Annotated in this window: 9 protein-coding genes; 2 read left to right on the top strand and 7 right to left on the bottom strand. The window is 47.6% G+C overall.

Going from position 1 to position 12,316, the window contains the following annotated elements:
* Positions 1-95 precede the first annotated feature (95 nt).
* The 5 genes from truA to fabB form a co-directional block, all read right to left on the bottom strand.
* On the bottom strand, positions 96-890 hold the full coding sequence (truA, locus tag NAF29_RS06070; RefSeq protein ID WP_251260600.1) for a tRNA pseudouridine(38-40) synthase TruA: 795 nt from the start codon (positions 888-890) through the stop codon (positions 96-98).
* Positions 891-979: 89 nt separating this feature from the next.
* On the bottom strand, positions 980-3,667 hold the full coding sequence (locus NAF29_RS06065; RefSeq protein ID WP_251260599.1) for a FimV/HubP family polar landmark protein: 2,688 nt from the start codon (positions 3,665-3,667) through the stop codon (positions 980-982).
* Between the two features lie 198 nt (positions 3,668-3,865).
* The gene (locus NAF29_RS06060) at positions 3,866-4,882 is read right to left on the bottom strand and encodes an aspartate-semialdehyde dehydrogenase (RefSeq protein WP_251260598.1); all 1,017 of its coding nucleotides are present in this window, start codon (positions 4,880-4,882) and stop codon (positions 3,866-3,868) included.
* Positions 4,883-4,899: 17 nt separating this feature from the next.
* The gene (locus NAF29_RS06055; RefSeq protein ID WP_251260597.1) at positions 4,900-6,033 is read right to left on the bottom strand and encodes a 4-phosphoerythronate dehydrogenase; all 1,134 of its coding nucleotides are present in this window, start codon (positions 6,031-6,033) and stop codon (positions 4,900-4,902) included.
* A 147-nt stretch (positions 6,034-6,180) separates the two neighbouring features.
* The gene (fabB, locus tag NAF29_RS06050) at positions 6,181-7,392 is read right to left on the bottom strand and encodes a beta-ketoacyl-ACP synthase I (RefSeq protein WP_251260596.1); all 1,212 of its coding nucleotides are present in this window, start codon (positions 7,390-7,392) and stop codon (positions 6,181-6,183) included.
* Between the two features lie 159 nt (positions 7,393-7,551).
* Here fabB and mnmC point away from each other — a divergent pair, with 159 nt between their 5' ends.
* Complete coding sequence (gene mnmC, locus NAF29_RS06045) at positions 7,552-9,534, top strand: bifunctional tRNA (5-methylaminomethyl-2-thiouridine)(34)-methyltransferase MnmC2/FAD-dependent 5-carboxymethylaminomethyl-2-thiouridine(34) oxidoreductase MnmC1 (protein WP_251260595.1); 1,983 nt, start codon at positions 7,552-7,554, stop codon at positions 9,532-9,534.
* A gap of 12 nt (positions 9,535-9,546) precedes the next feature.
* Here mnmC and NAF29_RS06040 read toward each other — a convergent pair whose 3' ends face one another.
* Entirely contained in the window at positions 9,547-10,677 is a 1,131-nt protein-coding gene (locus tag NAF29_RS06040) for an ATP-NAD kinase family protein (RefSeq protein WP_251260594.1), read from the bottom strand.
* The gene (locus NAF29_RS06035) at positions 10,678-11,217 is read right to left on the bottom strand and encodes an elongation factor P hydroxylase (protein ID WP_251260593.1); all 540 of its coding nucleotides are present in this window, start codon (positions 11,215-11,217) and stop codon (positions 10,678-10,680) included.
* 208 nt (positions 11,218-11,425) lie between these two features.
* Between NAF29_RS06035 and NAF29_RS06030 the strand changes: the two genes are divergently transcribed.
* The gene (locus NAF29_RS06030; protein WP_251260592.1) at positions 11,426-12,289 is read left to right on the top strand and encodes an NAD(P)-dependent oxidoreductase; all 864 of its coding nucleotides are present in this window, start codon (positions 11,426-11,428) and stop codon (positions 12,287-12,289) included.
* Positions 12,290-12,316 lie beyond the last annotated feature (27 nt).

Genomic DNA, 12,316 nt, shown 5'->3' with positions numbered 1-12,316 from the left:
TTCTCGATCCAGCTGATTTATGGGCGAATTTGCCACCTGACTAATCCGCGACATTAAACCACAATGCACACGAATATACACACCTTTAACTGGTCTTACCCGATGTCATCAGGCAAAAATAGCGGCCCCATAGGGGCTGATGGCAAACCAAATTTTTCAGGGTAGTCGACTGAGACCAAATATAGACCATGTGGCTTCGATGTGGCGGCAGCAATTGTTCGATCTTTTGCCTCCAATACATCTTTAAGCCATTCAGCGGACTTTTCCCCCTCTCCAACTAATAATAGCGAACCTACGATATTTCTCACCATATGATGCACAAACGCATTCGCTTTCACATCAACTACCACAAATCCACCAAAGCGCCTGACTTTTAAATGATGAATATTTCGATTGGGTGATTTCGATTGGCACTGAGTCGCTCGAAAACTGGTGAAATCATGTTCGCCGAGCAAACATGTTGCCGCTTGCTCCATTGCTTGCGCATCCAACGGGTGATGATGATGCGTCACGCCAAAACGTAATATGCCAGGACGTAGCGGCTGATTCTGAATAATATAGCGATAACGCCGAGCGGTAGCGGAAAAGCGAGCATGAAAATCATCGTTTACTGGGTGAGCCCATCTGACCGCAATATCGTCGGGCAGAATGGTATTCACACCTAGGGTCCACGCACGTAAGCCACGGTCTTTTTCGCAATCGAAATGAACCACTTGGCCAGTCCCGTGAACTCCCGTATCAGTGCGTCCTGCACAGGTCACTAATAGGGGTTCGTTGGCAATTTTTGATAACGCCCGCTCGAGCTGAGCTTGCACACTGTCTACATCATTTTGACGCTGCCAGCCACAATACTCAGTTCCTTGATATTCAATTCCTAACGCGATGCGCATCAATACAACCTTAAAACGGAAAAGCCCGCATTATAGCGGGCTTATCGGGCAAATCCATCAACTTAAGTGAATCGTGTGAGAAGTTCCAGTTAAGTTAATCGCGTGAGCAGTTCTGACGCTTCTGTCTTTTGCACATCGGAGCCATCTTTCACAATTTCCTGTAATAACTGGGTTGCAACTTCGTTGTCACCAATTTCAATGTAAGCGCGCGCCAAATCAAGCTTGGCTGAAACACTGTCTTCCTCATCCAGATCTTCTAACCCTTCAAGCTCTCCGGGCAACATAGTGTCTTCGTCCGACACAACACCCGCTCCATCAGCTTCAGCAAGCAGTTGGTCAATATCTAAGTATTCATCGGCCACTTCTTCCGCATTTGTAGGGGCTTCTACATTAGCCTTGTCTAGAGCTTGGGTTTTCGCTTCAAGATCGGCAAGCTGAGCGGCCAACTCCTGCGCCGAAACGGTTTCGCTTTCATCAATGTCGAGTTCGACAGCTTCGGACACCTCTTCCAGTTCTGATGCAACCGGCTGTTCGTCAGCATTCTCAGCAAGCAACTCATCTGCAATGTTGTCCAAATCAAACTCAGCTTCCAGTTCTTCCGCTGTCATTGGAGTTTCAGAGGTCTCTGCTTCTAGCTCCTCAGTCACCAAGTTCAACTCATCGTCAATCGGCAGCTCTGCGACTTCAGGTTCTGTTTGCACTTGAGGCTCGGTCAAAAGACTCGATATATCAATTGCACCATTGGTTAATTCTTCTTCAGACAAGCCTGCAGATTTGTTTTCTTCAAGCAGGCTGTCAATATCAACCGCCTCGAGATCAGAGTTCGTATCCAACTCAGTTGTCGCTTCAGGCTGTTCTAGCTCTTCAGCCACCCGCGTTTCGTTATCGAGTTCTTCAACCTCAATATCGTCGCCGATATCGTCCAAGTCAGCCATCAATGTGTCGATTTCGTCATCATCCATGATGTCGGCTTCTGGGGTAGCTGCCTCGGCCAAATCGATGCTGCCATCGTTAATTTGGTCGAGTATTGCATCTGCTTCGTCTAAGTTCTCAGTGGGTGTTTGTGCGGTCGATTGTACAGCCGCTTCAACCTCTTCTACCGGGTTTTCAGCATCAATCAATTGGTCGATTTCATCTGCAAAATCCGCCATAACCTCGTCAAGAACGGCATCTTCTGACTCAAGCTCTACTTCTGGTTCATCAAGACGAATATCATCGTTTGAAGACAGGTCAAGTTCGCCCTCTTGTTCCAGCTCAGCCAAAATATCGTCAGGGTCGATATTTACCTCAACATCAGACTCAGCTTCGACTACCGGCGTGGGCTCCTCAGCTGCAGATTCTGTGATTTCTGGAGCGGGTTGCTCTTGTCCGATGGCATCAAATGCTTCTTCTAAATCAATCTCGCCTTCATCGGCTTGAGATGACTCCTCTTCTCCGAGTTCATCCATCGCTGCTAAAGCGTCTAAAGCATCTTGCGTCAGTTCACCACCAGCAGCTTCAAGATCTAAGTCAAGCTCTTGAATATCTTGCACTATTGCATCTGGTGTTGGTTCTGTTGCAAGTAAATCAATAGATTCATCAAGCGTATCTTGTTCGGTGGCAACAAGCTCATCATCTAAGTTGACCGAGTCTAATTCATCTAAAGCTAAATCAACATTGTTGTCTTCTGTGCCGTCATCATCGAGTCCAAGATCAAGCAACACATCTTCTTCAGGCGGTGGTTCTGGTGTTTCAATTTCTTCAGCAACAGGCTCTGCGACTTCTGGCACTGCTTCGGCAACGCTTTCTTCAATCACTTCTGGAGCGTCCTTTGCCTTACTGCTGCGGAACATGAGCCAACCAATCAAACCGAAGACAACGAACAGACCTCCAGAGAGAAGCCACAACCAAAGACTGGATGCACCTTTGGGCTGCTCAATTAAGGTATCAACTTGTGTTTGTGTTGTTTGCGCTTGCTGAGCCATTTCTTGCAGCGCTTGTTCGGCCTGAACTTTTTCTTCAGTTAGCTGCTCTTCCAGATCTGAAATAACAGAGGACAAGCTCTCAATACGATCGGTGAGGGCTTTATTTTGATTGACTAAGGTTTCGATGCTTCCAATCGAATCAGCTAAATCATCTTTGAGCTGACGCATTTGTATTTCTTGAATACGGCGTGTGCGATCAATTTCTGCTTTTTCATCAGCAGAAAGTTCTGGTGCAGTAGGTGCAACTTGAGCCGTGTCGGTTTTAGACGTCGTTCCACTGGTTGGTTTAGCTTGTGACTGGGTCGCTGCTGATTTTGTGCTGGCGATGACCTCAGGTTCGGGCTGTTTTGTCGCCGGCTTTGTATTTGATTTTGGCTTGAGAGCGGCAAGAGATTGCTGGTCGGCTTTTAATTTGGCAACGGCTTGCCGATCGGAATATTGTCGTGCTTCCGCTGCAGATGGCACAACCATGATGCTTCCACGACTCAATAAATGAATATTTTCGCTCTCAAATGCGTGCTTATTCTTATCATAAAGGGCAATCATCATCTGATAAACAGACACGCTATTGTTTGGCCGCGTAGCACTCGCTATACGCCATAAAGTATCGGCACTGTTCACAGGTCCGTAGCGTTTCATCGCGCTAGATGTTATCTGATTCTGCGCGGGACGGCCTTCTGGGCCAACAATGTCAACATATCCAGACTCTTGCTGCGCAACAGCTAAACCAGCAATCATTGCTGTACACAACACAACCACAATTCGGACTTTGCGCCCAATACTGTCGAGTCGGCTACATGATATTCGAGACATTTCCCCTTCCTTTATCAACTGCGCCAAAATGCTGGCACATTTGCTTATAACTGAAACAATCAAGCAAACTGCGTTCCAACGCTGATCTCAGCACGGTATATACTACCGCATACTCTAAACAATGTTAGTTCGCTGGCAAACAAAAAAGCCAGCGAATGGCTGGCTTTTTATCGAATTGCTTGCAAAAAACAACAATGATTACAAATAGTCGCGAATAAGTACTTCCGCGATCTGTACGCTATTGAGCGCCGCGCCTTTGCGCACATTATCGGCAACGACCCATAAATTCACACCTGTTGGGTGGCTAATATCGTTGCGAATGCGTCCAACATAAACTAAATCTGAACCACTGCCCTCTTCTACAGGGGTTGGGTATTCAGAATCATTTTCAAATACTTCAATGCCTTCTGACTCTCGAAGCAAGGCTTTCACACCCTCCGCATCGATCGGGTCGCGAGTTTCGATGTGTATGGCTTCAGCGTGGCCGTACATAACCGGTACTCGCACAGCGGTTGGATTCACAAGTACGCTTTCATCGCCCAGTATTTTCTGTGTTTCCCACACCATTTTCATTTCTTCTTTGGTGTACCCATTGTCTTGAAATACATCAATTTGAGGAATCACATTAAATGCAATCGGTTTGGGGTAAACAGAAGGCTCCGCTGGGCGACCTGTGAGCATGTCACCTACTTGTTTGGCCAGCTCTTCAATGGCTTCTTTACCGGTTCCCGATACCGATTGGTAGGTCGATACGTTAATGCGAGTAATACCAGCGGCTCGATGAATAGGATTCAGCGCAACCATCATCTGAATGGTGGAGCAGTTCGGGTTGGCAATAATATTTCGGTTTCTAAAATTGGCGAGGTCGTGCGCATTCACTTCAGGCACAACCAGTGGAATATCAGGTTCGTAGCGAAATTCAGAGGTATTGTCGATCACCACGACGCCTTCATCTGCTGCGATTGGCGCATACTTGGCAGAAACAGAGCCGCCTGCTGAAAAGAAACCAATTTGTACTTGGCTCCAATCAAACTCTTCGGCGTCAATCACATCTAATGTGCGATTTCCAAACGTGACCGTACCGCCTGCACTTCTGGCACTGGCTAAGGGAAAAACGCGATCCACTGGAAAATCACGTTCTGCAAGAATATCCAACATGGTTTGACCGACAACACCGGTCGCGCCTAAAACGGCAACATTATATTTGGCTGACATGTAGTTTTCACTCCGTACTATTGGGTTACTTGAAATCCAATACCTGACAATAAGTCTTTGGCGTTGGAGGAAATTGGATGGGCAAAGTTCACTTGAGTGCTCATCAGTTCGCGGCGAAGCGGGTAGTTTTTACGCATATGGTCAAAATATCCTGCATTTCCGGCATTCGCTCGCATGCGCGCGTCATCATTGCGCACATCATACACGGCTTGAATCAGTTGTTTGAGTAACTCTTGTGATGGCTCAGCGGCAATACTCATGGCACTGAGATCGGGCAAGGGTAACAATTGATTAATATCTGACAAAGCTAACTGGTTCTTCTCAGCCCAGCAGTCATACACCATACTTGTCCCTAATGCTTTGCCCTCTTGCGAGTATCCTGCAATATGGGGCGTCGCAATATCAACCAGCGCCAGCAGCTCTTCATCGGGGTTCGGTTCATTTTCCCAAACATCAAGCACGACGGTGAGCTCCGGTTTGCTCATCAAAAATGCTTTAAGCGCGAGGTTGTCTATCACCTCACCTCGACAGGCATTAATAAGAATGGCTCTCGGCTTCATCAATTGAAGCTCTGCTGTTCCGATCATATGTTCAGTGGCAAATTTGCCCTGACGGGTGTAAGGCACATGAAAAGTAATAACATCACTTTGTGTGAGCAGCGTGTGTAGTGATTCCGATTGAAATTCCGGCTCTTGCTCTGCTCGCAATGGATCGCAGCATAAAACAGTCATGCCAAGCGCTTGCAAGCGCGGCAGCAAACGTCGGCCAATATTGCCAATTCCAACGATTCCGGCAGTTAAACCTGAGATTTGTAACTGGTTGCGTTCCGCAAACAAAACAAGACAACTGAGTACGTAATCGCATACTGCATTCGCATTGCAGCCAGGGGCATTGGTAAATGTAATACCGCGCTCTTTGAGCAAAGATTGATCAACATGATCGGTGCCTATCGTTGCACTTCCGACGAAGCTCAACCTGTTTGCTTTGGCAAGCAGCGATTCATTGACTTTGGTAACAGAGCGAACCAATAGAGCATCCACATCAACCAACATTTCGGGCGTGATGTCGCGGCCTGACACTTGGATAACCTCCGCATGAGCTGAAAATAACTCGTTGACGTAAGGCATGTTTTCATCAGCAATGATGCGCATCTGCAATCCCCATTTGAGTGTCCATTTGTAAGCGAGCGAATGTATGCTTTTTTAGCCTAGGTGTCCACCATGGCGATATGAACAATCACCAGCCTTTAAACCAAAAAACCGGCCAATCGGCCGGTTTTCATCAACGACCAATCGGTGTTACGAATACTTCTTCATCACCAATGTTGCGTTGGTACCACCGAACCCAAAGCTGTTCGACATAACCTGTGTCAGCTCTGCATCGGTTGTTTTTGTAATGACGTTGAGGCCTTCGGCTGCTTCGTCCAACTCATCCACGTTAATCGATGGCGCAACAAAGCCATGTTCAACCATCAACAGCGAGTAGATGGCTTCGTGAACGCCAGCAGCTCCAAGCGCATGACCTGACATCGCTTTAGTGGCACTGATCATCGGCGAGTTACCGCCAAACACTTCTTGAATCGCTGCCAACTCTTTGACGTCGCCCACAGGCGTCGATGTGCCGTGTGTATTGAGGTAATCAATTGGACCTTCAACAGTTGCTAATGCTTGCTTCATACAGCGCACGGCACCCTCGCCTGAAGGCGCTACCATGTCGTATCCATCAGAAGTTGCACCATAACCGACGATCTCTGCGTAAATTTTAGCGCCACGAGCTAAGGCATGCTCTAACTCTTCAACCACGACCATGCCGCCGCCACCTGAGATAACAAAACCATCGCGGTTCGCATCATATGTGCGCGACGCTAATTCAGGCGTTTCATTATACTTGGTTGATAAAGCGCCCATTGCATCAAATTGCATCGCCAACGACCAATGCACTTCTTCACCACCACCAGCGAATACCACATCTTGCTTGCCGAGCTGAATAAGCTCAAGCGCGTGACCAATACAGTGAGCAGATGTGGCACATGCGGAACTCATTGAGTAGTTCACACCACGAATTTTAAACGGAGTGGCTAAACACGCTGATGTGGTGCTACCCATGGTGCGGGGCACCATGTATGGACCGATACGCTTCACGCCTTTCTCGCGTAAAATATCTGCCGCTGCAACTTGGTTATCAGAGCTTGCACCACCGGAACCGGCAACTAAACCAGTACGGTCATTCGACACTTGATCATCACCCAAACCGGCATCAGCAATCGCTTCGTTCATGGCGATGTAGGCATAAGCAGCAGCATCTCCCATGAAGCGCAGTGCGCGGCGATCAACATGTTCTTTGGTATTAATGTTGATTCCGCCCCATACTTGGCTTCGCAAACCCATTTCTTTAAATGATTCTGAAGCACAAATACCTGACTTACCTGCACGCAATGAGGCTAATACTTCCTCGGCATTGTTACCTAGGCTGGAAACAATACCCAGACCAGTGATCACAGCTCTTTTCATGAATAAACCCTGTTGAATAATAGAATTCTGGCTTGTAGACCGAGGGATTGTAATGCGAAGTTATTCCCTAAGTGGTCTGCTTAGATATCGATAAAGTTACACGTGTACGCTAATTTTGAGGTTATAGTAGCCCGACTTTTACGCCCTGACCAATACGATATGAATACAAACATCAAAATTACTCATGCAAACCTGCATTTCAACGCCGATGGAACACCAGTTGCGGATGATTTTGACGATGTATATTTTTCTAACGACGATGGTCTAGCAGAAACACAATATGTGTTTTTGGCCGGTAATCAGCTATTAAAAAGGTGGCGAGCGCACACTTGTTCCGTTTTTACTGTGGCTGAAACCGGATTTGGCAGCGGTATGAACTTTCTTGCGCTTCGACAAGCATTTGATGACTTTTTAGTCACTCAGTCCAACCGCAACGCTTGCCGCCTCCACTTTATAACATTTGAAAAGTACCCCATGACGCTCGACGCGCTTGAGCAATCGCATCAGCAATTCCCTTCTCTGTGCAACTATGCGCAAGCATTGAGAGCGCAATATCCTGAGCACCCTATACCGGGCTGTCACCGCCTCGAATTTGATCAGGGCCGCATTACATTAGATTTATGGTTTGGCGATGCCAACGACATTCTGCCTGAGTTGTCGACAGCCAACCATGGCATTGTCGATGCGTGGTTTCTTGATGGTTTTGCACCCAGTAAGAATCCCGACATGTGGAGCAGTACACTCTTCAAGCATATGTTCCGTTTAGCAAAACCTTATGCCACGGTAGCCACTTTTACCGCAGCAGGCTTTGTTCGCAGAGGGTTGGCCGAAGCAGGTTTTGAGGTCTCCAAAATATCGGGTTATGGCAACAAAAGAGACATGACCGTTGCCACCAAACCCAATAAAACTATCACACAGACAGGAACGGCTCCTTGCGAGCAAAAAGTAGCCGTCATTGGTGGTGGATTATCGGGCTGCTTGACCGCTTGGGAGCTATCCAACCGAGGTTATTCCGTCACTTTAATCTGCAAAGATTCGTCACTAGCACAACAGGCAAGTGGCAACCGACAAGGCGCACTTTATCCATTATTAAGCCCTGCTGAAGAGCATGTTTCACAATTTTTTTTACACGCTTACCGTTTTAGTCGCATGCGCTTGGCACAACTAACATCATTAACCGCATCAATTGCGCACCAATGGTGTGGTGTATTACATTTGAGCTGCAATGATGACCTCATTCGCAAACATAAAAGCATCGCAAATTTTCACTTTCCAGAGTCAGTCGTACATAGTGTAGATGCCGCTCAAGCATCTGACCTGGCGGGAATAGAGCTCGAATATCCAGGTATTTTCTATCCCAATGGAGGCTGGTTTTGCCCCGGCGACATTTGTCGCTTCATCGCAGCCGAACTCCATGCAAAAGGTCAACCAGTAAAGCTGGATATGAACGTTGATGAGATTGAGAAAGTCGGACATGTGTGGGCATTAACAACATCGGCAGAAGTACTGGAGTTCGACACCGTGGTGATTGCATCAGGTGCCGATAGTGCCAAGTTCGATGTGACTCAGCACATTCCGCTCAATGCAGTCAGAGGACAGGTCAGCCATGTTCCAGAAACCTCCAATACTAGCCCATTGAAAACAGTGTTATGCCATACCGGATATGTCACTCCCGCTCATGATGGCGAGCACTGTATTGGCGCTACATTTGTAAGAAGAACAACTCATACCGAACTGTCAGAAGAGGAGCATCAAACGAACCTTCAGCGTCTGTCCGATCGGTTGCAAAGCTCAGTGCTTGCCAATGAGTGGGAACACTCGCCAATGGCTGGCAAAGTTGGGTTTAGAGCCTCAGTACGTGACCACATGCCATTGGTTGGTTCCGTACCCGACTGGGATTCTTTAGCACTTAGAACAACGCATGGTGACATGAAAAATCTACCCCATGCTCAAGGCTTGTATATAATTTCAGGACTAGGCGCGCGTGGTATTTGTTCAGCCCCCATCGCGGCCAATATTATCGCTAACTATATCGATGGCACGGCTCAACCGGTTGAGCAATCTATTTTAGATGTCATCGATCCAAGCCGCTTTGGTTGGCGCCGGCTTAGAAAAGGTCGCACACCATTTGGACCCGAATAATCATTTTTTCGACTACTCCGGACTGGCGATATGGTACATCGCATAGTCGCGATAGCCTGTAATGACTCGAATATAGCCCGCCAGTTCCTGATCGAGAACGGTATCCCCTGTATCGGCAATCAAGGGGCGCCCATTAAGTGCTTGTAGTTTTGATTTTGAAGCCACCAAAACAATGTTCTCTCGGCCTATTTGCCGAATAACCGATGGGCTCAATTGCTGATTACCTCGCCCAAAAATATGCCCTTGGCCACCAATTAAAGTAATGACGAGTTTTACAGCTGTTTGAGCATCGCGCACATAATCCAACAATGTCTGAGCAGTGACATCTGAATCAATCAACTGACCTTGATGGACCACATCAACGCCCAATAACGTATTGTCGAGCCCTAAGTGCTCCATCACAGCTTCTACCGTCGACCCCGACCCCATGACCGCCCATTCATCACCAATGACATCCTCAACTTCTGCGGCAATATCAGCAAGCACTAACTCATCACTTTCACGCCCGCCTGATTTGACGCTTTGTAAATAACGTAAATCATCTGGAATCGTCATTTCACCATAACGTTTGGCCCGCACAACTCCTTGTCGAAAGGCATCTTCATCAATGTCCATGACGTTCGCTTCAGTCAACGATAGAAGTTGTCCCTGCGCCATGCTTGCAATCATCCTACCCGCAGCCGTTGGGGTTACTGCATACACTCCACTATGAATTTTACATCCAGCAGGAATGCCAAGTACGGGAAATTTATTTTCTACAATTTCACACACATCGCGTGCTGTGCCATCTCCGCCTGCAAACAGCAAAATATCAGGTTTGAGCGCTAAGATAGTTCGCGCAAATTCTTGGGTATCGTGCGCTGAACTGGGTGACTCAGGCGTGAAGATAACATCCGTGCTTAAACCCGCGGCACGCGCACAGTCTTCTCCCATATCTCCTGCTGCTGTGATGACATGAATTTGCTCGCTGTAAGCCGAAAATTTAGCGAAAGCCACAGCGGCTCTTTGCTGGGCCAGGGGCTCTGCACCGCGTGCCAATGCTTCGGTGACTGTATTGCCACCATCACTGCCTTTGAGCGCTACAGAGCCTCCAATTCCTGCGAACGGATTGATCACAAATGCAACCGTCAACTTGTCATTCATTTAAGAATCTCTCCAGTCGAAATCGGTAAGCCTCAAGGCAGGCAATTGATAATGCTGCTGGAGTACACCAATGAATTGATGAGCTCTCGCTGGAAAACCAACGGCTAAATAACGACATACTTGCGCGTGTACCTTGGTTTGAAAGTCAATTCGGTTGGGTTCAACACCATTGAGGTTGTCAGTGCTGACTTTAAAGCACCGACCTGCTGCAACCGTCAACGCCCATTCAATGGCTTGCGGTTTAATTTCGACCTTCTCGAACTCAGCTTGCTGCTCCGCACTGCGACCATCCGGGCAATACCAGTAGCCATAATCTTCTAACTTGCGGCGATCTTCCCCCGCCAAGCACCAATGCGCAATTTCATGCAAAGCACTGGCAAAGTAGCCATGAGCAAACACGATTTGAGCCGGTTTTTCAGCACAAGCAGGGTAATAGATAGGCTCGACTTGGCCGCGGACTAAAACGGTATTGAGTGGCTTAAACGTTTGATTAAACAATGCAATCAGTTGCTCTGTTTGTGGGTACTCGGCGTCGCTCAAAACCTTCTCCTCAGCGTTAACAGCGCTATTTTATAGATAGAGTCAAAGAAGATCAGCTTTTTACACAGCTAAAACTGGAAATGCCGTTATACAGGGTGCATCGCTAGCCTGACAGGCTCCGCCCTAGAAAATAGGCCCCCCCCTATTCCAAGTACAGCCAATCCTTTACTATCAGTACTATAAATTTGGCCAAATAGAGAAAGTGCAAATGAACCCAATTGTGACATTTTTAGGCTTAGGAGTGATGGGTTATCCCATGGCTGGCCATTTGAGCAGAAAGTTCACTACTCAAGTCTACAATCGGACATTTCCCAAAGCTGAACAGTGGGCCAAGCATTATCAAGGGATTGCCTTTCAATCTGCAATTGACGCTGTTCAACATGCCGATATTGTTTGTTTATGTATTGGTCGAGACGAGGACGTGATCGAATTACTCGAGCAACAAGGGGTGATGCGGGCCATGAAGCCCGGTGCAATCATTATTGATCATACAACCACATCCGCTGAACTGGCCGAGCGCATGTCGACACTGGCGGCATCTTATCAACTGAGTTTCTTGGATGCTCCGGTTTCAGGAGGCCAAGCTGGCGCTGAGAATGGCGCACTCACAACCATGGTCGGAGGCGACGAACACGCTTATCTATCAGCCTTATCGGTGATGGAAGTGTACTCGAAATCAGTCAAGCATATGGGCAAGTCTGGCGCAGGGCAAAGAACAAAAATGGTGAATCAAATCTGTATTGCTGGATTGATTCAGGGCTTATCGGAAGGAATGCAATTTGCGCAACAAGCAGGACTTGATGGAGCTGCAGTGCTAGAAGTAATCAGCAAAGGAGCGGCACAAAGTTGGCAAATGGAAAATCGCGGGCAAACCATGCTCAACAGCGAATATGATTTCGGTTTTGCTGTGGATTGGATGCGCAAAGATTTAGGCTATGCACTGGTAGAAGCCAGCCGCAACGGCTCGTTATTACCTGTCACTGCATTGGTTGATCAATTTTACGCTGAAGTACAATCAATGGGAGGCGGCCGCTGGGATACCTCATCGCTCATGGCTCGCCTCAGCCGCTAAATAATTTCGATGCGTCAAGGTATCCGC

It is taken from the genome of Echinimonas agarilytica (genome assembly GCF_023703465.1).
GTDB classification, from domain to species: domain Bacteria; phylum Pseudomonadota; class Gammaproteobacteria; order Enterobacterales; family Neiellaceae; genus Echinimonas; species Echinimonas agarilytica.
The sequence above is the reverse complement of the archived record's forward strand: the minus strand, read 5'-3'. Positions and strand labels throughout refer to the sequence as shown.